The sequence below is a fragment of the Empedobacter stercoris genome (genome assembly GCF_025244765.1).
In the GTDB taxonomy this organism is placed as follows: domain Bacteria; phylum Bacteroidota; class Bacteroidia; order Flavobacteriales; family Weeksellaceae; genus Empedobacter; species Empedobacter stercoris.
The window spans coordinates 1,714,441-1,737,500 of the sequence record NZ_CP104209.1 but is presented as its reverse complement, the minus strand read 5'-3'; the positions used below and the strand labels follow the sequence as shown (position 1 = coordinate 1,737,500).

The following is a 23,060-nucleotide window of genomic DNA, read 5'->3' as shown; positions in this document are numbered from 1 at the left end:
CAAATGTTTCTTGTCGTATATGTAAATAGAGCCGCTTGGACAGACGAAGTAAAAACGATTATAGTAGCTGTTATTCTCGTGTGTAGAAATGCTTCCAGCTATCGCAGAATTCAGTTCTTTGGCTTTATGTTGCATCCATTCGAATGTTTCTCCAAAAGGTTTCTGAGCAATTTTTTCTACATTCATCGAGAATCCCGAAGCAAACATTTCTGGTAACAATATAATATCGGTTTGATGATTGCTTAACAATTTGTCTAAATAGGTTTGATTTGCTTTCGTATCTTCCCATATAACATCGTATTGAATCAATGATATTTTTAGTTTAGTTTGCTTTTCCATTGTTGATAAATTTATGATCTAGTTTTGGATTATTCGAATGATTGATGATGTAATACGTAAAGATAAACATAAAAAATCCGATAAGTGCTCCACCGACTGTATCGATAGCGAAATGGCGAGATAAATAAATTCGACTAATTGCAATACTTGGAAAATGTAAAGCGAAAAAAAGTTGTAACCATCGGTTTTTTGTGAGTAAACAGAACATCATCGAGATTATAACGGCTGTTAATGAATGTCCTGATGGAAAAGTTGATGCCATTTGTATCGCGTAATCTTTGACCAAAACGATGTCTATTTTCTTTTGAGTGAAATAGTATCCTGGACGCAAAACTTGTTCAAAATATACATTCTTAAAAAAGACACTTATTGTTGATGCAACAGCACCTGAAACGAATAGATAATAAAAATATCGTTGTGTTTTTTTCCATAAAAGATAGCCGAGCAAGATGAAAAATAAATAGTAGGTTCCGAAATCTGTATAGAATACAAAGAATTTATCGAAGTAATGATTGCTATATTTATTGAAATGCAAATGCAATTCATCGCGACCAAAATATTGTGTCATGGCAATAGCAGCAAAATTGTAGATAAAAAATACAATAAAAAAGGGCCAAATTCTTAGAAATAAGTCTTTTTGTTGATTCATCGAAAATTATTATTTGTTCAAATTTAGGCAAAAAAAAAACTTGACTAAATAGCCAAGTTTTAAAACGTTTTAATATTGTTTAAAAAAAATTATTTTACTTTTTCTACGATAGCTTTGAAAGCTTCTGGGTGGTTCATCGCTAAATCCGCTAAAACTTTACGGTTTAATTCGATACCAGCTTTGTTTGCAGCACCCATAAATTTAGAGTAAGATAATCCATGTAATCTTGCTCCAGCGTTAATTCTTTGAATCCATAACGCACGGAAATTTCTTTTCTTTTGACGTCTATCACGGTAAGCGTAAACTAATCCTTTTTCTACTGCATTTTTAGCAACAGTCCAAACATTTTTTCTTCTTCCGAAATATCCTTTTGCAAGTTTTAAAACTCTTTTTCTTCTAGCTCTTGACGCAACTGCGTTTACTGATCTTGGCATAATTTTAATTTTTTTGTAGTGGGCGAGATTTCTCTGCTTTAAGGCCCAACGACAGGGTTAATAATGAATTAATAAACCAAATAAGAACAGGTTCTTATTTTAATCTTAATTGTTGTTTTACTGAATGAACATCAGCTTGATCCACTAAACCAGTTTGAGTTAAATTTCTCTTTTGTTTAGTTTCCTTTTTTGTTAGGATGTGGCTTTTAAAAGCGTGTTTTCTTTTAATTTTACCTGTTCCTGTTAATTTGAAACGTTTTTTCGCTCCAGATTTTGTTTTTAATTTTGGCATGATTACAAATTATTTAAAATTAAAACGTTTTTATTTTTTGTAAGATAATGAAACCTAATTATTTCTTAGGTCCCATCATCATAATCATTCTTTTACCTTCAAGTTTTGGCATTTGTTCTACTTTTCCAACATCCTCCAATTCTTGTGCTAAACGTAACAATAAGATTTCTCCTTGATCTTTAAAGATAATAGAACGTCCCTTAAAGAAAACGTATGCTTTTAATTTAGAACCTTCTTCTAAGAAAGATCTTGCATGACGTCTTTTGAATTCGTAATCGTGATCATCTGTTTGAGGACCGAAACGAATTTCTTTAACGACAATTTTCTGTTGTTTAGCTTTAAGCTCTTTTTCTTTTTTCTTTTGTTCGTATAAGAACTTTTTGTACTCTACGACACGACAAACAGGTGGAATGGCTTTTTCACTGATCATAACCAAATCTAAACCTTGTTCTTCTGCAAGTTCTAAAGCTTTAGAAATTGGATATACACCAGGTTCTATACCTTCTCCAACAACGCGTACTTCTTTCGCGTCAATCTTATCATTGATCTTATGTTGATCTTCCTTAATTACTCTGGCTGGACCTCTGCCGCCTTTTCTTCTAATTGCGATAGTTATTCTGTTTTAAATTATTTTAATTTGATTTGTTCTTTCATGAAGTTGATAAACTCTTGAATAGTCATCTCTCCTAAATCACCTTCTCCGTGTCTTCTTACAGAAACTGTACCGTTTTCTGCTTCTTTTTCACCGATGATTAACATGAAAGGAATTTTGCTGATTTCGGCATCACGAATTTTTTTACCAGTTTTCTCATTTCTACTGTCAATCAATCCGTTAATTTCCTCTTCGGCCAGCAAATTTAATACTTTTTCTCCATATTCCACATATTTTTCACTAATTGGTAAAATTGTGAATAAATCTGGTGTTAACCAAAGTGGTAAATTACCTGCTGTATTTTCTAACAAGATAGCAATGAAACGCTCCATAGAGCCAAATGGCGCACGGTGAATCATTACAGGTCTGTGTTTTTCGTTGTCTGCTCCAGTGTAAGTTAAATCAAAACGTTCTGGTAGGTTATAATCCACTTGGATTGTTCCTAATTGCCATTGACGTCCTAATGCATCTTTCACCATAAAGTCTAACTTAGGTCCGTAGAAGGCTGCTTCACCATATTCTACAACTGTTGGTAAACCTTTTTCTTCTGCTGCTGTGATGATGGCTTGCTCAGCTTTTGCCCAGTTTTCGTCAGAACCGATGTATTTTTCTTTGTTTTCGGGATCTCTTAATGAGATTTGAGCCGAATAATTATCAAATCCAAGATTTGTAAATACATAAAGTACTAAATCAATTACTTTTTTGAATTCTTCTAATAATTGATCTGGTGTACAGAACAAGTGAGCATCATCTTGAGTAAATCCTCGTACACGTGTTAAACCGTGCAACTCTCCTGATTGTTCGTAACGATAAACTGTACCAAATTCAGCATAACGTTTTGGTAAATCGCGGTACGACCATTGTGACGTTTTATAAATTTCACAGTGGTGAGGACAGTTCATTGGTTTTAACAAGAATTCTTCTCCTTCGTTTGGTGTTTTTATAGGTTGAAAACTATCTGCACCATATTTTGCATAGTGACCAGAAGTTACATACAACTCTTTTTGACCAATGTGTGGAGAGATAACCATTTCGTATCCCATTTTTTGTTGCTCTTTTAATAAGAAGTTTTCTAATTTTCTTCTTAAAGCAGCTCCTTTTGGTAACCAAAGTGGTAAACCTGCACCAACTTTTTCAGAGAAAGCAAATAAACCTAATTCTTTCCCTAATTTACGGTGATCACGTTTTTTAGCTTCTTCTAATAACTCAAGATATTCTGTTAAATCTTTTTGTTTTGGAAATGTGATACCATAAACACGCGTTAACATTTTATTTTTCTCGTCGCCACGCCAATATGCACCCGCAACATTCAATATTTTAGCAGCTTTTACAATTCCCGTATTTGGAATGTGTCCACCACGACATAAATCTGTAAAGTTATCATGTGTACAGAATGTGATTTCTCCGTCTGTTAAGTTAGAGATTAATTCTGTTTTGTACTCGTTGTCTTTATATGTTTCTAACGCTTCAGCTTTTGAAACTGAATATAATTTGAATTCAGCTTTTTTCTTTGCATTCTCTAACATTGCTTTTTCAACTTTCGCAAAATCAGCTTCTGTAAATTTATCTTCCCCAAAATCAACATCATAATAGAAACCTTTATCAATTGCAGGTCCGATAGTTAATTTAGCGTTTGGATAAAACTCAACAATAGCTTGTGCTAATAAGTGAGCAGACGAATGCCAAAAAGCTTTTTTACCCATTTCATCGTTCCAGGTTAACAATTTGATCGTTGCATCTGTGGTGATTGGGGTTGTTGTTTCAACTTGTTTATCGTTTACTATAGCCGAAATGACATTACGTGCTAAACCTTCACTAATGCTAAGCGCTACATCCATAGGTGTTACGCCACTCTCATACTGTCTTACACTTCCATCTGGAAGAGAAATGTTTATCATCTTACTTTTAGAATTTGTACTAAGATGCAAAAATACGAATTTTCTGTAAGTTGACGAAATTTTTAAAGGGTTGATTTTGATTAAAATATTATCGTTTGGGATTAATGAATTTATAACTGATAAACCAGATAGCTATACAAAATAAAAAATCAAAAAGGTAAATGAAAATATTTTCTCGAATACTATTTCTAAACAAGTTTTGATGAATAGAGTATGGAATTAAATTAAAAAAATCCAGGACGTGTAATTAGAGCATAAAGAATTAAACTAATTAAGGTTGGAATAATAAATTTTTCATCAATAAGTAAATTAGAAATATTATTTCTTTATAAATTTTAAAACTTCGTTTGACTCTTTTGTTTTGATGTAATAAACTCCTGAAGCTAAGGCTTGACAATCAATTGTGATGCTCGATTGATTATTTAGTGGTACAGGTTGTACCAATTGACCAACTGAATTGTAAATAAAAAGCGTATTGTTTTGAGCGTTCAATCGAGATTTATCAATACCAATTGTAATTTTTTCATTTGTTATCGTAGATGATTGTAACCAAATAAAAGGTTTTGAGTCAATTGTTTTTGTGCTTAAACTTTCGTGTATTTTAAATTGCGCTACAACAGGCAAATGATCACTCATATTGTATAAATTATTTCGCAATGTTTGTGAGTAAATCCCCGTACAATCGGGATCTTTTACGTCTTTGTCCAAACAATTTCCATTATTTCCGTAGGCTTTATAACTATCGTTTACATAAGATAAACGTGTGCTGTTCTTGAAATTATCGCTCATCATAATAAAATCAAAACGATCATCTAATCCACCGCCTGCTCCTGCGTTAGTGCCGCTACCAAAACCGACGTTTGAAACACGAGTGCTCTGAGTATGTAAATAACTAAAATCCGGATTGTTTTGCCATTTCCCTGGTGCATTTAAGGGATCTACCATCAAAATAGCATTTTCAGGGTTTAAAATTTCTTGATAAGCTGGTTCTGATGAATTATAAAAATTAAAATCACCCGCAAAAAGTACATAGGTATTGGGTTGTGTTAAATTTTTTAATGATTTTGTTACTTCTTGTACCATTTCCAAACGCATTTGACGATTAGCAGGTCCTGTACTCGATTTTAAATGAGCTACAAAAACTTCTAAATGAATAGGATCGTTGGACGTTGTATTCAATTGAAAAGAATATTGATTGATATCGCGGTAGACTGTTGGGATTCGTTGCTGGTTGACCAATGTTAATTTACGTGTATTATAAAAAACCATTGTTTGCAAGGGATCATCTAATTTGGTTGTATCCGCAACAAAAAGCGCGCGCGCAAATTTGTCAGGTTGATTTTGCAACGAGGTATTTAGAATTAAATCAGCACCATTTTCTGTTACCAATTCACAAATCATAAATAAATCAGGTTTGTAGTCGTCTAAAATATCTCTTAAAATCAATTGACGATTTTGAGGGAGTGAAACCGGAAATTTAAACACATTATAAAACATGGTATTTAATGTTTCCTGAGAAAAAGTAGTAACCGAAAGTATTAAAAATAGAAAGCGTAATATTTTTTTCATATCAAAATGATTATCGTTTAACAAATCAACTATTATAACATCTGAAAACGGATATTGACCGATGTTAAGAATGTAGTAAATATATTGATTTTCAATTTAATAAGCAAGTCGATTGTAACAGAAAGTAATTTATGTATATTACAAAAAAAATCCAGTTTCGTTTAGAAACTGGATTTTTGAAATATTTTTAAGTTCGTGCTCGTCTAAAATAGAGAAATAAAGTCAGTAATCCGAAAACGATATTCGGAATCCATGAGGCGACAAATGGGGAAACATATCCTTTTTCGGAAAATGTAGAAGTTGTTTGCGAAAAGAAAATGTACACAAACGCTAACGAAATACCAACGGCTAAGTTGATTCCGATTCCTCCACGTCGTTTTTTAGATGAAAGTGATAAAGCTAAAATCGTTAAAATAATTGTAGAAAAAGGAACACTCAGACGATTGTTTAATTCGTTTTGATAGGTGTTAACATTGGCAGAACCTTTTGCTTTTTGTTTCTGAATAAATTCATTTAGCTCAAAAGTATTCATTGTTTCTGCAACATATTCTTCTGGTAAAATTTCGTCAGGCGAAGCGGGCAATTTTATATTTGTATTGGGTTCGTACGTTAATTTTTCAGTATGATCTTTGTTTATTTCTCTTGTATAAACACTTATCAATGCATATGTAGAATCTTTGTCGTTCCAATTAAAACTTGAGGCAATGATTTGTTTTTTTAATTCAGTTGAATCAAATTTTTGGTAGACAAAAGAACTTCCTAATTTTTCTGTTCTATCATAACTATCCACAAAAACATATTCTTTTGGCGAAATTTGTGAACCTATGCGTTGCCTTTTGTAATATTCTTCCTTTTTTGAGTTGCTGAGCATATGAACATACTCATATTTATTTTTCTTGATATTAGCCCATGGCAAAACAATGTTTCCAACAACCAAGGCTGAGATTGCCAAAAATATAGCTACCCAAACATATGGAAGGGTAAATCGATAAAAACTAATTCCACCCGAAAGCACACCTACAATTTCAGTTTGCATTGTTAACCGTGAAGTAAAATAGATCACGGAGATGAAAACAGCAATGGGTAAAAAGGTGTTAATAATCCAAATTGACCAATAGGGGTAAAATTGGGTTAATGCCGAATAAGCAGTGGATCCACTATCATTAATACGTCCTAATTTTTGACTAAGATCGACAATTACAGCGATGGTAGACAAAATCAAGACCATGAAGATAAAGGTTCCGATAAAGTTTCGGATGATGTATTTATCAATTATTTTCAAACTACAGACGTTGTTTTAGTTGTGGCACAATTTGTTCTTTCCATTGAGCGAAATCTCCTGCTAATATATGCTCTCTTGCAACTCTTACCAAATCTAAATAAAAGGCAAGGTTATGAACTGATGCAATTTGTTTTCCTAAAGATTCTTGTGCATTAAATAAATGACGAACATAGGCTTTTGTGTAATAACTATCCACATAGCTCGTTCCACTTTCGTCTAATGGTTCAAAACAATCTTTCCATTTTGCGTTTTTCATATTCATAACACCATTCCATGTAAATAACATACCGTTACGTGCATTACGCGTAGGCATTACACAGTCGAACATATCAACTCCAAGTGCAATACATTCGATAATATTCCAAGGCGTCCCAACTCCCATTAAATAACGAGGTTTGTCTTGAGGAAGAATTTCTGTTACGATATCTGTCATTTCGTACATAACAGGTTCTGGTTCACCAACAGATAAACCACCAATTGCATTTCCTTCTGCACCGAAATCGGCAATGTATTTTGCAGACTCTTGTCGCAACTCTTTGAAATCGTTTCCTTGTACAATTGGGAAAAGCGTTTGTTTGTGATCGTAATATTCAGGATTATTATTCAACCAAGTTCTACAACGCTCCAACCAACGATGTGTCACATGCATGGCACGTTTTGCATCGTGATATTTGGCAGGAATTCCTGTTAATTCATCAAAAGCCATAAAGATATCTGCACCGATGTAACGCTGGATTTCCATAGATTTTTCAGGTGTAAACATATGATAAGAACCATCAATATGCGATTTGAAACGTACACCTTCTTCGGATTTCTTACGACTTGTCGACAAAGAGTAGACTTGGAATCCTCCTGAATCTGTCAAAATTGGTTTTTGCCAATTCATAAATTGATGCAATCCGCCTGCTTTGTGTAAAATATCAGTTCCTGGTCGTAAATACAAATGATACGTATTTCCAAGAATGATTTGGGCTTTAATATCTTCTTCTAACTCACGTTGGTGAACAGATTTTACTGTACCAACTGTACCAACAGGCATGAAAATAGGTGTTTGAATTTTACCGTGATCGGTTTCTACAACTCCAGCTCTTGCCTTTGAAAATTCGTCTTTTTTATCGATTGAAAATTTCATAGTGTGCAAAGATATTAATTGTTTAGCTTGTTGCGAGTTGGTTTCGAAAAAAATAACAAAAAAATAAGGATAAAGTTTGCTTTACCCTTATGTAGAAATTTTATGAAATGATTATTTTGTAAAACGTAACGACATTTTGCGGTCAGAAGCTCTTTCTTCATCAGAAGCTGTTTCTGCCACTGTTGCAAACTCTTCTCCGTAACCTTCAGCAGAAACAACTTGCGCACCAACACCACGTTTAGCTAATTCAGCTTTTAAGTAATCAGCTCTTTTTTGAGAGATCTCTTTGTTTTTGGTATCATCACCAACTTTATCCGTGTAAGCACCAAGTTTTATTTTTGCGTTAGGATATTTTTTCAAAATAGCTGTAACATTATCTAATTGTACTTCCGAACCCGCTTCTAATTGATCAGTTTTGCCAAAAACAAAATTCACATTATCAAAGTTAAACCATTTATCTTTTAATTGATCTTCTGTTAAATTAGCAAATTCTGGCATTTTGATAAATTTGATAATTTGATCTTCTAAACCATTTGCATATCCTGATAAGGCAATTCCGTCTAAGTCGATTGTTGATAATTCTTTTGTAGTTTCAATACTGTCTGTACTAAAAATCGCACTATCCGTGATTACTTCTGTATCTGTTGTTACATTTTTATCTTCGTCTTTGCAATACTTCAACAAGAAAAATGCAGCTAAACCTAAAATAATTAGAGGGATTATCCATTTCCAAAATCCGCCACCGCTATTATTTTCGTTATGATTATGAGAAGAATGTATCGGTTCAACAAAAGGTTTTTCTTCTGGTTTAACCGTATCTTTAACTTCAGCAAAAGCATCTTTAATTTTTTCTTTGGCAGGCTCTACTGTTTCTGTAGCGGTTTCAGAAATATTGGGTTTATCGGTAAAGAAAGATCCTAAACCTAATGCACCAAGTCCTAATCCTGCAGGGATTAAACCTACTATTTTATCTTTCATTCCAGCTAATTGTGAGAAGAAATCACGTTCTGTCAAATTATTAAACTCAGCTTCTTTTCCTATTGAGCCGAATGTTGTTAAAGCGGTTAAGTCCAATAATTTTGATGAAGAAGCTGTTGAAATACCTGCAAACTCTGCCACTTTCGCAATAATAGGTTGTGTATTATTTCCTAAAAGAGTAGCGATTATACTAATTAAGTTATCTGGTGTTTCTTGTGTTGTTGAGATATTGGATAATCCTCGCGAAGCACCAAAAGATTTGATTGCATGAAATAATCCGTTGGTAGAACTACCTTTATCCACTAAGCTTCCTAACAAAATAGGCAAATAAGCACTCATTGCTTTTGAAATTCCAGTATCGCTTTCGCCTAATTCTGATGAAACTTTCGAGATTAAATTTGGGTTAATGTACCCTTTTACTAAATCAATAATGTTCATAGTTTTCGATTTTTTTAATTATAGTTTTTTTGTTGTTGTAATTAGTTATTTACCAATATTGTACCAATGTTCATGATGGTTAAAAATAGTTAAAAAAAGTGATAATTTTTATATTTTTTTGAAAAGATGTAAGATTGGAATTAATTTTATCAACTAATTTGACAATAAATAAGACAATGCAAGAAGAAGACAAAGTGGATAGTTTAAAAGATGTGATTGAAACGCCATTTAAAGATTTAGAATATATCACCAATATCTTAATCACAAAAGGTTCTGAAATAGGTTGGAGCTTGGTTTCTGCTATTTTAACTTTAACCATCGGTTTTTGGATATCAACAAAACTGAAAAACCTTATTGAAAAAAGAATGATAGCGCGTAATGTTGATTTGTCTATTCGTTCGTTCTTAGTACCAATCATTAATATCTTTTTTAAAGTTATCATCTTAATGTTCGTTGTAGATCGATTGGGACTAAATGCTTCGGGATTGATTGCTGCACTTGGTGGAGTTGGTTTGGCAGTTGGTTTAGCTTTACAAGGTTCTTTATCCAATTTTGCGGCAGGAATACTCATCATTATTTTCAAACCATTCAAAGTTGGAGATTATGTTGTTTCGCAAGGACATGAGGGAACAGTAGAATCGATTAATATATTGAATACCGTTTTAGCAACTGCAAAAGGTCAAATTATTACATTGCCAAATGGTAATTTATTTAATAATCCAATCATCAATTATTCGGTCAAAGAATACCGTCGGTTAGATGTAAATGTAGGTATTTCGTATGATGACGATTTTGACAAAGCTCGTCAAGTATTATTAGATGTTTTAGATAAAAATGAGTTGGTTGATGATGCACAATCAAAAACCGTAGAAATTTTAGAATTTGCTGATAGTAGCGTTAATTTAGCCATACGTTGTTATGTTAAAAATAGCGATTATTGGACCGCTTATTGGCAGTTGTATCGAGCAGTGAAATATGCTTTAGATGATCATCATATTTCAATTCCTTATCCTCATACGGAAATGGTTTTTAAAAATGAAGCCAATTCACCTACAAATCCATTAGAAAACAAAGAATAATGAAGTATTTTTTGATTATATTTTTAATTCTTTCTTCTGTGCAAATAAGTGCACAGAAGAAAGAATTAATTGATCAGCATCTTAACTCAGGTTTCTACTCGACTCAATTTACAGGATTCTATTTGTATGATCCAATAACAAAAGAAGAATTGTATAATTACAATGGGAACAAGTTTTTTATTCCTGCTTCTAACACCAAAATCTTCACCCTTTATACAGCGATGAAGATGTTGAATGATTCGATTCCTGCGTTCAAATATCAATTAATTAACGATGAATTACATGTACAAGGGACTGGAGATCCAACATTTTTGCACCCAAAATATAAAAATACACGAGCAGTAGACTTTTTGAAAAATAATGGATCTAAACTTATCTTTCATTGGAATAATTTTGATGAAGAATCTTTTTTACCAGGATGGACTTGGGATGATTTTAGAAAAAATTATTCACCAGAAAGAAGTCAGTTCCCGATTCATGAAAACTTAGTGTCTATTTCTAAAAACGGGAATTCCATCAAAACATTTCCTACTTATTTCGAAGAATTAACAGAAATTAGAGAGATGCCAGAACCAAGGAGTTTTTATGATAATAAATTTTATATCAGCAACAAAAAACGTTCAGCAAAAGTACCCTTTATTGTAAATGAAACGGTAATCGAAAAATCATTGTCGCAAATTTTGGGTAAACCAGTTGATATGGTCAAATCGCCAATGGCAAGAGAAGCAAAAGTTTTTTACAGTCAGAAGTCAGATGATGTTTACCGCGAAATGATGGAGAATAGTGATAATTTTTTGGCAGAACATTTATTGATTTTAGCTTCGAGTACATTACCAGGGAAATTAAGTGCTGCAGAAATTATAGCGTATGCAAAGCAAAACTTATTAAAAGAGTTGAAACAGCAACCCGAATGGTTTGATGGTTCTGGTTTGTCGCGTTACAATTTGTTTACACCGCAAAGTTTTTCACAAGTTTTAGAAAAAATGTATAACGAATTTCCAGAAGAACGTTTGTTTTCTATTTTCCCAATTGGAGGTAAAACTGGAACTATAAAAAATAGATACAGAGATACGATGCAACCCTATATTTACGCTAAAACAGGAACATTAAGTAATAATGTAACGTTGAGTGGTTATTTGAAAACTAAATCTGGTCGAACACTTATTTTTAGTTTAATGAATAATAATTCAGTTAAAAATTTATCGTGGATCAGAAATGAGAATGAAAAACTCTTAAGAATTGTGAGAGATCATTATTAAAAGTTTTCACAATAAAAAAGCCTTTCGTACTCGGAAGGCTTTTGATTTATTAGAAAGACATTTTTACGGTGTCGTTATTTCTTGTTAACATTTTTGTGTCTTTTTTGTTTTTAATATCAAACGTCACAATATTTTGTTGGTCACTAAAAACATCAGTTAACAAAGCTACTTTTAACTCTATTGTGTTAATGTCAGATATTTTGTCAAACTTAAAGAAAACTCGTGTCGATTTATCATTTACTTGATAACCGTAATACGAAGTCCCCAACGCTTTTCCATTTACTTTGACATCAACTTTACTGTTTACATAAGCTTTTAACTTATTTTCAAAGTTCGATTTATTCGAAACATCTGCACCAACAGCTTTTTCCAATTGATTGGTAAAAGTACGTGCGGTTATATTGAGCGTTCCTGTTTCTTGTTCGTAATCAACCTTGATATTCGCTGTGTGGAAATCCTGTGCGCTTAGGTTAAATGTGACAAAAACCAAAAGCAAAGAGAATAGATATTTTATATAGTTCATTTTATTACTTAGTTTGTACAAATCTCTTTCAAATCGAATGCCAAATATTCTTAAAATTGAAAAGTATATTTGCTCGACTTGTTTTATAACGGATTTAGAATAAAAAAATTATGAAATTTTTAAAAAATAAAAAGAGTACTAATTACTTAATACTCTTTTTATAAATTTATTCTAAACGATTAAGCAAACCAAACGTGGTAAGGAATTCTGCTTAAAATACAAACCAATCCGATGATAGCAAAAATTGCTACACTCATAGGTACGGTTGTCGAACGTTTTAATTTTGCATTTGCAATTGTCATAAAAACAACCCCAGCAATCATCATCATTGGGTGCTCTACGAATGTTAATCTTAAAGCAGAATCAGACATAATATTTGATGGTTCTAAGGCAGAAAACATCATAATATAATAGACTAGTCCTATTAACAATTGTACGTGAAATGTAATCGTCGTAAATAATCCGATTTTCTTGATTGTAGTGTTGGTGTCTTTTTTTGAAATCGCGTAAATTAATGTTGAAATCACAAAGATAACGCCCATCAAAATCACAAGATAAGCCCAACCACTATGAAATTGTTTGATAAAATCCATTTTTCTAATTTTAGTTTTTCGTTACAAAAATAACAAACCTTTTTACATAATTACTATTTGTTGAGATTTATGTGTTGTTAGAACAGTTTTTTAGATTAAGCAAAATCTCGTAATTTCGCGCAAAATATATCCGAAATGGGAAAAGATAAAATCAGAAGATTTAACGAAAATAAAACTTTTCAGAATGTTGTTCAACCAACACGAGAGGAAGCGATCAATAATTTTGCATTAAAAGGAAATTGGAACAAGGATTTTTTTAAAAATGATCATCCAATTGTTTTAGAACTTGGTTGTGGAAAAGGAGAATATACTGTTGCAATGGCGCGTCGTGACAAAGATCGTAATTTTATCGGAGTAGATATTAAAGGTTCAAGATTTTGGCGTGGAGCAAAAACATGTTTAGATGAAGGAATTGAAAACGCTGGATTTCTTAGAACACAAATCGAAATTATCGACCATCTTTTTGCTGAAAATGAAGTGAGCGAAATTTGGATTACTTTCCCAGATCCACAAATTAAATTCAGAAGAACAAAACATCGTTTAACTGATCCCGAGTTTTTGAGACGTTACAACAAGATTTTGAAACCAGATGGAACAGTTAATTTGAAAACAGATTCTGAGTTTTTACATGGTTACACACATGGTGTTATTCATATCGAAGGGCACGAAGTGATTCGTTCTACACACGATGTTTATCACCCAGACCATTCGGATATACCAGAAATAGTGACAGCTGTACAAACCTATTATGAATCGAAATTTTTGGAAGAAGGTAAAAAGATTACCTATATAAAGTTCCAATTAAAATATTAATGAAGAATCCATCGAAAGATGGATTTTTTTTTATTTATAAAAAAGGATAAATAATTATTCAACTATATTTGTCTACACACTAATATGATATTATGAAGAATAAACTTTTATTCCTTTCTCCTCTTTTGTTGAATGGATTTTTTTCCTTCGCACAAATCAAACCAGATTTTATTTATGCGACAATGGAAACAGAAAATGCGTCAATCTTACAAAGAAATCAACCAGATTCTATTCAGATTTTATCTTCAAAAGATAATCTTTCAGCAATTTATTTTCATCCAGCGATTACAGAAGATTTGAAAGAGAAATTTGCACATGGAAATGGTTATATTTTTCAATCTTCAAAAAAAGAAGCGTTGCAAGCAATTCAACCAATCGTTTTTCAAAAAAATGAACCATTTACTTATACCATAACTGAACAAGATTTTATAACTAAAGCATTAAATGATGTTGATGTAAAAGAAATTGAAAAGACGATTTTATTATTAGAAGGTTTCAAAACACGTTATCACATGCGTCAAGAAGCTAACGATGCCATTCTGAAAATAAAAGAAGTTTGGGAGCAAATGATTGCAGAAGCAGGTAGAACTGATGTTGTGGTGAAAATTGTGGATCATGTCAATACACCAATGAAATCATTGATATTAACCATTAATGGGAACGAAAAAAAAGACGAATATGTGATAATTGGTGGACATGCTGATTCGACTATAGGATGGAGTGGCGATCAATCTTTTGCGCCTGGAGCCGATGATAACGCATCGGGTATTGCTACGATTACAGAAGTTTTGCGTGTTTTGTTAAAAAACAACTTTAAGCCACAACGTACCACAGAAATCATGGCGTATGCAGCCGAAGAAATTGGTTTAGTAGGTTCGGGAGAAATCGCTAAGCAATATGCAACGGATCAAAAAAATGTAATTGGTTATGTACAGTTTGATATGACGAATTACAAAGGATCAGCAAAAGATATTGTATTAATGACAGATGCGTATTGTGATGCTAATCTGAACTCTTTTTTGATGCAATTGATGGACGAGTACAATCAATCAGGTATGCATCAATTTACGTATGATACGTCAAAATGTGGTTATGGATGTTCGGATCACGCAAGTTGGGCGAATAATGGTTATGCAGCAACATTGCCTTTTGAATCAAAAATGAATGAAGATAACCCTTATATTCATTCTATAAACGATACGTATGCATCAATGGGAAGTACATCTACACATGCTGCTAAGTTCACGAAATTAGGGATCGAATATATTGTAGAAGCGGCGAAACAAACGGGGAAATTAGGAACTGAAACGATAGAAAAAGAAACGTCTAAAATATATATCACAGATAAAACATTAAATTATCAAGTGAATTTTAAAGCAGCAATTTCGGTGAAAATTATTGATGCAACTGGACGAACTATAAAAATGATGAATGCTGAGCATTCGAAAGGAAGTGTAAATTTGTCTAATCTCTCAACAGGATTTTATATAGCTACAATTTCCGATAATCAAGGAAATTCTATTTCACATAAATTTGTATTGAAGTAAATTCAAAAAAATAAAAAACAAAAAGCAAGCTGAATTCAGCTTGCTTTCTATTTTTGAAATTTATTTAAATTTTAATCATTCAAACTTTGTAAGTAAGAAACCCAACCTAACGTTTGGTATTCTTTAGCAGCCGTTTTTACATCAGCAGCTTTGTAAATTCCACGACCAACAATCATAAAATCGGTATGGTAATTTTTGAAAACCAATTCTGGTGTATTGTATTGTTGTCCTTTGCTATCTCCAGTCGAAGAAATATTAACACCAGGTGTAAACAATAACAAATTATCTGGGATTTGACGTTGAGCAACTGCACCCAAAACATTACCCGATTGTTCTGAAACATTGATTGCTTTCGTGAAGTAATAATCATCTGTTAATGTTCCTTTCGAAGACATTTCTACAATTGTAATTACGCCAGTGTTTTCGAAAACTTTCAACGATTCTAAACCTCCAATAGGGTGAACAGTTACCAAATCTGCCCAATCAGAAATTTTATAAATCGATTTCTTGAATTGTAATTCTTGTGTATTTCCGATATCTCCAAATTTGCGGTCTTCAAATAATAAGAATTCTTTTTCGCGTGCGATTTTTTTCAATTCAACGATTAAGTTATCCGAAAAATCTTGAATAATATCTGAATGTAATTTTAAAGCAACAACATGATCACCAACTTTTCCTGCGAAATCAATAATTTCATCAGAAGTAATCAAATCAGCAGAAGCAATCAAGTTTGATTGTTTTTTAAGCGCTAATTCTACCAAACGTTTTCCAACAGGATGAACAATTTTTTTGTTCTCCAATGCAATACGTTGTTTTGCAGGTACCGCTTCAGCAGGTAAAGCTAAAAAGTCTTTGATTTTTTTCGCCTCATCATCTGTCAAGCGATGGTATTTATGTAAAATATCAATTACTTCGTGAATAGTGAATAATGTCTTCACATTGTAACCTTGTTCTTTTAATTTTTCAGAACCACCTTGTGCTCGATCCAAAACAACAACCAAATCTTTTACACGTAAACCTTCACGTTCAACTTGATCAATTGTTTCTAATAAAGATTGTCCAGATGTAATTACATCTTCTACTAAAAGACAAGATTGTCCTTCGGAAAAAACACCTTCTACCATACGTTTAGTTCCATATCCTTTATTCTCTTTACGTTTGATAATCAAAGGAATATTCGATGTTAAACTCATTGTAGTCGCCATTGGCAATGCTGCGTAAGGCACACCACAAATCAAATCGTAGTCAACATCTTCTACTAAATCTAATAAGTTGTTTGCTAAAGTTTTTAATAATTGTGGACTTGAAGCCAAAGGTCTTAAATCGACATAGAAAGGAGATTCTATACCACTTTTTAAAGTGAAATTTCCAAATTTTATAATTCCCAGCTCGTAAGCTTTCAATAAAAAATCTTCTCTTGGTTGCATTTGTGTAATGTTTGAGCAAAGTTAATAGCTTTTTGAGTGATTTATTGCATTTTAAGCCAAATTAATTTTTAGATGTATAAAAATTGAATATTTATACTGATTTGATTTATAATTTGTTCTAAAAGTGAAAAATTATAAATTTTAAAGAAAATTAGTAATTAACCTTTTGAAATTTTTCTAACGTATTTCTATATCGATTTTATCATCTCATCAATTTTAGTTCGTCAGTTTGAGTGTTTAAAATGATGAATCATCTTTTTTAACGTTTCGATAACTTGACGAATTGCTTTAATACCTCTTTCTCCATACAATTTTCTTTTCTATCGAAACTAAAATCACTCGAGGTGATGTATTGTCATTTTTAACTTTCTTCATCTTTCAACCAAATCTTCATAAAATAACTTTATTTTTGAGTTTTATAAACAAACACAAAGTGAAAAAATATATCCTTGCAAGTTTTGCATTAGTCAGTGCATTAGCATCAGCACAAGAAAGTCCATTCAAATTCAAAGAGTTGGTTAATAATTCGGCACTTCCAGTTATTTCGCAAGGAAAAACAGGAACATGTTGGTCATTTTCTACGGTCTCTTTTTTAGAGTCGGAAGTGAAACGTATAACGGGTAAAAAAGTCGATTTATCAGAGATGTACAATGTTCGTTTTACGTATCCAGTAAAAGCGTATAATTATGTTTATCGCCAAGGGAAAGCTCAATTTAGTGAAGGTGGATTATCACATGATGTATTGAACTCTGTTCGCAAAAATGGTTTAGTTCCAAACGAAGTATACGCAGGTTTTACAGTTGGCACAGAAACTAAACATAACCATGAATTACTGGTAAAAGAATTAAAAACAGATTTAGATTCGATTGTAAAGAATCCAAAAAAATACTTAACAACTGATTGGAAAAATAATTTCGATCAAAAATTAAATCAAAAATTAGGTGTTCCTCCAACAGTATTTAAATTCGAAGGAAAAGAATATACACCACAGGAATTTGCGAAATTCTTAAAAATTAATCCAGACGATTATGTTACACTTACATCGTTTCAACAAGCACCGTATTATTCTCAATTTATTTTACAAGTGCCAGATAATTTCTCGAATGGTTCGTACTACAATTTGCCATTAGATGAATACATGAAAGTGTTAGATGAAGCGTTATACAATGGATTTACTGCTGCATTTGATACAGATGTTTCAGAAAAAACGTTTTCTAAAAAGTATGGTTTAGCCGTTTGGCCTTCAGAAGGTTTAGAATCTGATTATTTTGTGGAAATTTTGCCAGAAAAATGGGTTTCTGCAGAAGAACGTCAAGCAGCTTTCGAGGATTTGTCAACACAAGATGACCATTTGATGCATATCACAGGAATTTTAAGAGATCAATTAGGAAATCAATATTATGATGTGAAAAATTCTTGGGGAACAGAAAATTTAGGAAATAATGGACATATTTACATGTCTAAACCTTTTTTTAGAATGAAATCAATTGCTTTTACAGTACACAAAGATGCTTTGTCAGAAAAGGTAAAGAAGCAATTAGGAATAAAATAATTATACACAAAACGATAAAATGAAGACATTAGAACAAGCGATAGAAAAGTTAGAGCATAAGGGTTATTTGGATATAGAAATTCCGAAAGGAACCGATTTAGTTGCAGAGATTAATAAATTACGCAAAGAAAAAAATGCAGTAATTTTAGCGCATTATTATCAATCGGGTGAAATTCAGGATTTAGCAGATTATTTAGGCGATTCGTTGCAATTAGCTCGAGCAGCAGCTAAAACAGAAGCTGATATGATTGTTTTTTGTGGTGTTCATTTTATGGCAGAAGCTGCGAAGATTCTTAATCCTTCAAAAAAAGTTGTTCTTCCAGATACAAAAGCAGGTTGTTCGTTGGCAGATTCTTGTTCGGCAGAAGGTTTGCGTGGCTTGCGAGAGCAACATCCAAATGCGATTGTGGTAAGTTATATCAATTGTGATGCAGGTGTTAAAGCGGAATCAGATATTATTGTGACTTCTTCTAATGCAGAAGCGATTATCAATTCGTTGCCAGAAGATCAAGAGATTATTTTTGCACCAGACCGTAATTTAGGGCGTTATTTAAATCAGGTTTGTAAGCGTAACATGATTTTATGGGATGGCGCTTGTATCGTTCATGAGGCTTTTTCGTTGGAAAGAATTGCGCAACAAATGGCAGAAAATCCAAATGCAAAATTAATTGCTCATCCAGAAGCGCAAGAAGATTTATTGAAATTTGCTCATTTTATTGGTTCAACTTCTCGTTTGTTGGATTATGTGGTAGAAAATGAAGCGACAGAATTTATCGTAGCGACAGAAGAAGGAATTTTACATGAGATGCAAAAATTAGCACCTAATAAGAAGTTGATTCCAGCTTTGGTTCAAGATGAATCGTGTAATTGTTCTGAGTGTTTTTATATGAAATTATCAACGTTAGAAAAGTTGTATTTGTGTATGAAATATGAACTACCAGAAATACAAATTGAAGAAAGTTTGCGTATAAAAGCATTGGCTTCGATTAATCGTATGTTAGAGTTATCAGAAAAAATCAAATAATGGCTATACAAGATGTTTTAGTTATTGGTTCTGGAATTGCAGGATTATCGTATGCACTAAAAATTGCAATCAAATATCCTGATGCCAAAATTACCATTGTAACCAAAGCAAATAAAGACGAAACCAATACAAAATATGCGCAGGGAGGCGTGGCTGTTGTCAGCGATTTCGAGAATGATAGTTTCGAGAAACATATTCAGGATACGCTTCGTGCAGGTGATGGACTTTGCAAATTAGAAGCGGTTGAGGTAGTTGTAAAAGAGGCACCAGACCGCATTAACGAAATTATTGATTGGGGCGTTCGATTTGATAAAAACAAGGAAGGTATTTATGATTTAGGTCGCGAAGGAGGACACACCGAAAACCGAATTGTACACCACAAAGATGTAACAGGTTGGGAAATTGAACGTGCGATGTTAGAAGCAATCAAAGAATATCCAAATATTCAAATTCTTACCCACCATTTTGTAGTTGATTTGATAACAGAACATCACTTGAATCGAGATTTAGCAGACCAAACAACATGTTTTGGAGCTTATATTTTAGATTTAAATACAGATAAAGTCGAACGTCATTTAGCCAAAGTAACCTTATTAGCAACAGGTGGAGTAGGGCATGTTTATAAAAACACCACGAATCCTATTATCGCAACTGGGGATGGAATTGGTTTGGCTCGTCGCGCGAAAGCAACCGTCTCAGGGATGCAATTTAATCAGTTTCATCCAACAGCTTTTTACAGCGAATTTGACGGACAATTGTTTTTAATTTCGGAAGCGGTACGTGGATTTGGAGCGAAATTACGCACAAAAGATGGCGAATTATTTATGCATAAATACGATGAACGAGAAGAATTAGCTTCGCGTGATATCGTTGCTCGCGCAATCGATAATGAAATGAAATTACGCGGAGACGACTATGTTTACATTGATTGCCGTCATTTAAATAGAGAAAAATTCTTGGAACATTTCCCTAATATTTACGAAAAATGTAAATCCGAAGGTTATGATATGTTTACAGAATTAGTTCCTGTGGTTCCGGCTTCGCATTATTTATGCGGCGGAATTGATGTCGATTTAGATGGTAAAACATCAATAGAGAATTTGTTTGCGGTTGGCGAATGTTCAAATACAGGATTGCATGGCGCAAATCGTTTGGCTTCAAATTCGTTGTTAGAAGCAATGGTTTTTGGACATCGTGCAGCGTTGAATACTATCGAAAAACTAAACCAAAATAATTTCTCTATTCAGAATTTTAACTTTCCGGAATGGAACGAAGAAGGAATGAAAGTACAAGAGGAGTTGGTGTTGATTTCGTATCTGCGCAAACAACTACAAGCGATGATGAGCGAGTTGGTTGGAATAGTTCGTAGCGATGCACGTCTTAAAATTGCTCAAAGTCGTATTTTAGAAATTGAAAAAATGGTCAAAGAAATTTATTATTTCACGATTATTTCGCCTAAATTATTAGAACTTCGAAATTTGGTTGATGTGGCATATTTAATTATCGAACAAAGTACCAATCAAAAAGAAAATCGAGGAACTTTTTATAACAAAAATTTTAATTAAATGAAGAACTTTTGGTTGATAATTCCGCTTCTATTTTCAAGTTTAGTATTCTCTCAAACAAAAAAGAAGGATAACGAAAAGCCAAATTTAACAGTTGTTGATGCGAATACGATACCTGTTTATTTTGGTTGCGAAAATCTCAAAGAAAAAAGTGAGTTACAAGCTTGTTTGAGTAAAAATTTGAGTGAAGATATACAAGCTCAAATCGCTTACTTTTCGAATATCGCAGATTATTTACATATCGAATCTGTGCAATCTAAAATTGGATTTATCATCAATGAAGAAGGTCGGTTCTCTGAGGTAAATATAGATGGAGCTAATCCGATTTTTAACAGTGTTGCACATGCAAGTTTGGTTTTACTAAACAATAAAATGGATCGAAATAATCTAAAAATAGAACCTGCTCGTGATCATAAAAATAAAGCTGTTCGGATGAGGTATAATTTGCCTTTACGCTTTATGTTGGAAGAACAGAATAACGAGTTTGAGAAATTCCCTTCAGCGAATCGCGTGTTGTTTACTTTAAAAACCTCAGAAGAAGAAATTGAAGTTCGTATTGATAAAGATTTTAATTTGAAGACGTATGGAAAAGCTGGGAATCGTGAATATTATTTGGGACGATTCTCTAATTTATTCGAAATGGCTGCGGTAGATCCTTATGCAACAGCTTTTGATGCGGCTTTTAAATCTGGCGTAATTGATATTACAAAAGGTATAATTGAAGACAAGGAATACAAACTTCAAATCAAAAACTTTTTTGATAATGATCCTTCCGCACAAGTGTTGATTACGGTTGTACGTGAAGAAAACGGAACTTGGGCCGAATATTATGAGTATAAAACCAAGAAAGATTTTAATCAATCAAAATTTGCATCCTTAACTTATAGATAATGAATTTACCTACATATATTACAAACGAAAAATTACAAACATTTATTCGTCAGGCTTTTTTAGAAGACGTTGGCGATGGTGATCATTCAACTTTAGCATGTGTTCCCTACGATTCTATGCAAGAAGCAGAATTGAAAGTGAAAGACAACGGGATAATTGCTGGAATAGAATTAGCGAAAATTATTTTTGCCACATTTGATCCTTCATTGAAAATCGAATTTTACAAAAATGACGGAGATAGCGTAAGCTTTGGAGATGTAGCGTTTAAGGTGAAAGGTTCTTCGCAATCAATCTTAACGTGTGAAAGATTGGTGTTAAATTGCATGCAGCGTATGTCAGGAATAGCAACTTATGCACACGAAATGATGGAGTTGGTGAAAGGAACAAATGCGAAAATTTTGGACACAAGAAAAACAACACCTAATTTCCGAATGATTGAAAAATGGGCCGTTAAAATTGGAGGTGCAGAAAATCACCGTTTTGGATTGTATGATATGGTGATGTTAAAAGATAATCATGTTGATTTTTGTGGAACAATTACAAAAGCGGTTGCCCAAACAAAAGATTATTTAGCTAAACATCATTTGCATCTAAAAATAGAAGTAGAAACGCGCAACATGGATGAGGTGAAAGAAGCTTTAGAAGCGAATGTTGATTTTATCATGTTAGACAATTTTGACCTCGAAACTTTGAAAGAAGCTGTTATCTATATAAATGGAAAAACGAAAACAGAAGCTTCTGGAGGAATTACAAAAGACTCTGTGCGTGCTATTGCAGAAACTGGAGTAGATTTTATCTCGTCTGGTGCAATTATTCATTCAGCTCCAAATTTTGATTTGAGTTTGAAAGCAATTAAGTAATGAATTTTTTACCATCACGTCACACCAATCTTATGTTTATTGTAAAGTGATAACAGAAAAATTTAACAATTTCAAGATTTGTTTTAATATAATTTTAAAAGAAGTGTTTTTTCAGATAAAACTGAATAGGGTTAAGTGAATAAAATTCATTTATAATAAAAATAACGATGGCATCTATTTAAATGATAAAGTTTTAAAATTAACAAACGTTATCAATACTGGTTCTAAATAAGGAATTTTGTATTGTTTTTTGAAGCTGATTTA

Annotated in this window: 22 protein-coding genes (1 of these 22 running past the window's edge); 9 read left to right on the top strand and 13 right to left on the bottom strand. The window is 32.7% G+C overall.

Annotated elements, in window-relative coordinates:
• The 10 genes from NZD85_RS08245 to NZD85_RS08200 form a co-directional block, all read right to left on the bottom strand.
• A protein-coding gene (locus NZD85_RS08245; protein WP_260541381.1) for a nitrilase-related carbon-nitrogen hydrolase crosses the window boundary here: on the bottom strand, positions 1 to 339 show its 5' portion. The gene continues 444 nt to the left of window position 1, outside the view; the window shows 339 of its 783 coding nt (coding positions 1-339); the start codon lies at positions 337 to 339; its stop codon lies beyond the left edge, outside the window.
• The gene (locus NZD85_RS08240) at positions 323 to 988 is read right to left on the bottom strand and encodes a phosphatase PAP2 family protein (RefSeq protein WP_260541378.1); all 666 of its coding nucleotides are present in this window, start codon (positions 986 to 988) and stop codon (positions 323 to 325) included. The genes NZD85_RS08245 and NZD85_RS08240 overlap by 17 nt, the downstream gene beginning before the upstream one ends.
• Positions 989 to 1,077: 89 nt before the next feature.
• Positions 1,078 to 1,422: a 50S ribosomal protein L20 gene (gene rplT, locus NZD85_RS08235; RefSeq protein ID WP_171622611.1), complete on the bottom strand. Its 345-nt coding sequence runs from the start codon at positions 1,420 to 1,422 to the stop codon at positions 1,078 to 1,080.
• A 94-nt stretch (positions 1,423 to 1,516) separates the two neighbouring features.
• Complete coding sequence (gene rpmI / locus NZD85_RS08230; RefSeq protein ID WP_038337133.1) at positions 1,517 to 1,714, bottom strand: 50S ribosomal protein L35; 198 nt, start codon at positions 1,712 to 1,714, stop codon at positions 1,517 to 1,519.
• 58 nt (positions 1,715 to 1,772) lie between these two features.
• The gene (gene infC, locus NZD85_RS08225) at positions 1,773 to 2,282 is read right to left on the bottom strand and encodes a translation initiation factor IF-3 (protein ID WP_225532389.1); all 510 of its coding nucleotides are present in this window, start codon (positions 2,280 to 2,282) and stop codon (positions 1,773 to 1,775) included.
• Positions 2,283 to 2,341: 59 nt separating this feature from the next.
• Positions 2,342 to 4,264 (bottom strand): threonine--tRNA ligase, encoded by a 1,923-nt coding sequence (thrS, locus tag NZD85_RS08220; protein WP_225538875.1) that lies wholly within the window; start codon positions 4,262 to 4,264, stop codon positions 2,342 to 2,344.
• 318 nt (positions 4,265 to 4,582) lie between these two features.
• A complete protein-coding gene (locus NZD85_RS08215; protein WP_260541376.1) occupies positions 4,583 to 5,833 on the bottom strand; it encodes a T9SS type A sorting domain-containing protein in 1,251 nt (416 codons plus the stop codon).
• A 187-nt stretch (positions 5,834 to 6,020) separates the two neighbouring features.
• Positions 6,021 to 7,115, bottom strand: a complete 1,095-nt coding sequence (locus NZD85_RS08210; RefSeq protein ID WP_188319552.1) for an LptF/LptG family permease — start codon at positions 7,113 to 7,115, stop codon at positions 6,021 to 6,023.
• A gap of 1 nt (position 7,116) precedes the next feature.
• On the bottom strand, positions 7,117 to 8,247 hold the full coding sequence (tgt, locus tag NZD85_RS08205; RefSeq protein WP_171622607.1) for a tRNA guanosine(34) transglycosylase Tgt: 1,131 nt from the start codon (positions 8,245 to 8,247) through the stop codon (positions 7,117 to 7,119).
• Between the two features lie 111 nt (positions 8,248 to 8,358).
• Positions 8,359 to 9,663, bottom strand: coding sequence for an OmpA family protein (locus NZD85_RS08200; protein ID WP_225538878.1), 1,305 nt, complete (start codon positions 9,661 to 9,663; stop codon positions 8,359 to 8,361).
• 134 nt (positions 9,664 to 9,797) lie between these two features.
• Between NZD85_RS08200 and NZD85_RS08195 the strand changes: the two genes are divergently transcribed.
• Complete coding sequence (locus NZD85_RS08195) at positions 9,798 to 10,742, top strand: mechanosensitive ion channel family protein (RefSeq protein WP_225532374.1); 945 nt, start codon at positions 9,798 to 9,800, stop codon at positions 10,740 to 10,742.
• The gene (locus NZD85_RS08190) at positions 10,742 to 12,001 is read left to right on the top strand and encodes a D-alanyl-D-alanine carboxypeptidase/D-alanyl-D-alanine-endopeptidase (RefSeq protein ID WP_171622605.1); all 1,260 of its coding nucleotides are present in this window, start codon (positions 10,742 to 10,744) and stop codon (positions 11,999 to 12,001) included. Before NZD85_RS08195 ends, NZD85_RS08190 begins: the two co-directional genes overlap by 1 nt.
• A 49-nt stretch (positions 12,002 to 12,050) precedes the next feature.
• Here the strand turns inward: NZD85_RS08190 and NZD85_RS08185 are convergent, their stop codons facing one another.
• Both NZD85_RS08185 and NZD85_RS08180 read right to left on the bottom strand, forming a co-directional pair.
• Complete coding sequence (locus NZD85_RS08185) at positions 12,051 to 12,524, bottom strand: DUF6702 family protein (protein WP_225538880.1); 474 nt, start codon at positions 12,522 to 12,524, stop codon at positions 12,051 to 12,053.
• A gap of 179 nt (positions 12,525 to 12,703) precedes the next feature.
• On the bottom strand, positions 12,704 to 13,117 hold the full coding sequence (locus tag NZD85_RS08180) for a hypothetical protein (RefSeq protein ID WP_260541370.1): 414 nt from the start codon (positions 13,115 to 13,117) through the stop codon (positions 12,704 to 12,706).
• 135 nt (positions 13,118 to 13,252) lie between these two features.
• Between NZD85_RS08180 and trmB the strand changes: the two genes are divergently transcribed.
• Together trmB and NZD85_RS08170 are read left to right on the top strand one after the other, a co-directional pair.
• A complete protein-coding gene (gene trmB / locus NZD85_RS08175; protein ID WP_171622602.1) occupies positions 13,253 to 13,930 on the top strand; it encodes a tRNA (guanosine(46)-N7)-methyltransferase TrmB in 678 nt (225 codons plus the stop codon).
• A gap of 92 nt (positions 13,931 to 14,022) precedes the next feature.
• Positions 14,023 to 15,477 carry a M20/M25/M40 family metallo-hydrolase gene (locus tag NZD85_RS08170; protein ID WP_260541369.1) on the top strand — a complete coding sequence of 485 codons (1,455 nt, stop codon included), beginning with the start codon at positions 14,023 to 14,025 and terminating at the stop codon, positions 15,475 to 15,477.
• A 71-nt stretch (positions 15,478 to 15,548) separates the two neighbouring features.
• Here NZD85_RS08170 and NZD85_RS08165 read toward each other — a convergent pair whose 3' ends face one another.
• Positions 15,549 to 16,904, bottom strand: coding sequence for an orotate phosphoribosyltransferase (locus NZD85_RS08165; RefSeq protein WP_171622600.1), 1,356 nt, complete (start codon positions 16,902 to 16,904; stop codon positions 15,549 to 15,551).
• A 433-nt stretch (positions 16,905 to 17,337) separates the two neighbouring features.
• On the opposite strand from NZD85_RS08165, the gene NZD85_RS08160 reads away from it, so the two are divergent.
• The 5 genes from NZD85_RS08160 to nadC are packed head-to-tail and all read left to right on the top strand — an operon-like array spanning position 17,338 to position 22,796.
• Entirely contained in the window at positions 17,338 to 18,456 is a 1,119-nt protein-coding gene (locus tag NZD85_RS08160) for a C1 family peptidase (RefSeq protein WP_171622599.1), read from the top strand.
• A gap of 19 nt (positions 18,457 to 18,475) precedes the next feature.
• The gene (gene nadA, locus NZD85_RS08155) at positions 18,476 to 19,480 is read left to right on the top strand and encodes a quinolinate synthase NadA (protein ID WP_171622598.1); all 1,005 of its coding nucleotides are present in this window, start codon (positions 18,476 to 18,478) and stop codon (positions 19,478 to 19,480) included.
• Complete coding sequence (nadB, locus tag NZD85_RS08150) at positions 19,480 to 21,045, top strand: L-aspartate oxidase (protein ID WP_260541366.1); 1,566 nt, start codon at positions 19,480 to 19,482, stop codon at positions 21,043 to 21,045. Before nadA ends, nadB begins: the two co-directional genes overlap by 1 nt.
• Complete coding sequence (locus tag NZD85_RS08145) at positions 21,046 to 21,936, top strand: hypothetical protein (protein ID WP_260541364.1); 891 nt, start codon at positions 21,046 to 21,048, stop codon at positions 21,934 to 21,936.
• Entirely contained in the window at positions 21,936 to 22,796 is an 861-nt protein-coding gene (gene nadC / locus NZD85_RS08140) for a carboxylating nicotinate-nucleotide diphosphorylase (protein WP_260541361.1), read from the top strand. Before NZD85_RS08145 ends, nadC begins: the two co-directional genes overlap by 1 nt.
• Positions 22,797 to 23,060: the final 264 nt, after the last annotated feature.

Bases quoted from the DNA above. Each gene is read 5' to 3' on its own strand.
- NZD85_RS08240 (WP_260541378.1), bottom strand. From the start codon at position 988: ATGAATCAACAAAAAGACTTATTTCTAAGAATTTGGCCCTTTTTTATT.
- rplT (WP_171622611.1), bottom strand. From the start codon at position 1,422: ATGCCAAGATCAGTAAACGCAGTTGCGTCAAGAGCTAGAAGAAAAAGA.
- rpmI (WP_038337133.1), bottom strand. From the start codon at position 1,714: ATGCCAAAATTAAAAACAAAATCTGGAGCGAAAAAACGTTTCAAATTA.
- thrS (WP_225538875.1), bottom strand. From the start codon at position 4,264: ATGATAAACATTTCTCTTCCAGATGGAAGTGTAAGACAGTATGAGAGT.
- NZD85_RS08215 (WP_260541376.1), bottom strand. From the start codon at position 5,833: ATGAAAAAAATATTACGCTTTCTATTTTTAATACTTTCGGTTACTACT.
- tgt (WP_171622607.1), bottom strand. From the start codon at position 8,247: ATGAAATTTTCAATCGATAAAAAAGACGAATTTTCAAAGGCAAGAGCT.
- NZD85_RS08200 (WP_225538878.1), bottom strand. From the start codon at position 9,663: ATGAACATTATTGATTTAGTAAAAGGGTACATTAACCCAAATTTAATC.
- NZD85_RS08190 (WP_171622605.1), top strand. From the start codon at position 10,742: ATGAAGTATTTTTTGATTATATTTTTAATTCTTTCTTCTGTGCAAATA.
- NZD85_RS08185 (WP_225538880.1), bottom strand. From the start codon at position 12,524: ATGAACTATATAAAATATCTATTCTCTTTGCTTTTGGTTTTTGTCACA.
- NZD85_RS08180 (WP_260541370.1), bottom strand. From the start codon at position 13,117: ATGGATTTTATCAAACAATTTCATAGTGGTTGGGCTTATCTTGTGATT.
- trmB (WP_171622602.1), top strand. From the start codon at position 13,253: ATGGGAAAAGATAAAATCAGAAGATTTAACGAAAATAAAACTTTTCAG.
- NZD85_RS08170 (WP_260541369.1), top strand. From the start codon at position 14,023: ATGAAGAATAAACTTTTATTCCTTTCTCCTCTTTTGTTGAATGGATTT.
- NZD85_RS08165 (WP_171622600.1), bottom strand. From the start codon at position 16,904: ATGCAACCAAGAGAAGATTTTTTATTGAAAGCTTACGAGCTGGGAATT.
- nadA (WP_171622598.1), top strand. From the start codon at position 18,476: ATGAAGACATTAGAACAAGCGATAGAAAAGTTAGAGCATAAGGGTTAT.
- nadB (WP_260541366.1), top strand. From the start codon at position 19,480: ATGGCTATACAAGATGTTTTAGTTATTGGTTCTGGAATTGCAGGATTA.
- NZD85_RS08145 (WP_260541364.1), top strand. From the start codon at position 21,046: ATGAAGAACTTTTGGTTGATAATTCCGCTTCTATTTTCAAGTTTAGTA.
- nadC (WP_260541361.1), top strand. From the start codon at position 21,936: ATGAATTTACCTACATATATTACAAACGAAAAATTACAAACATTTATT.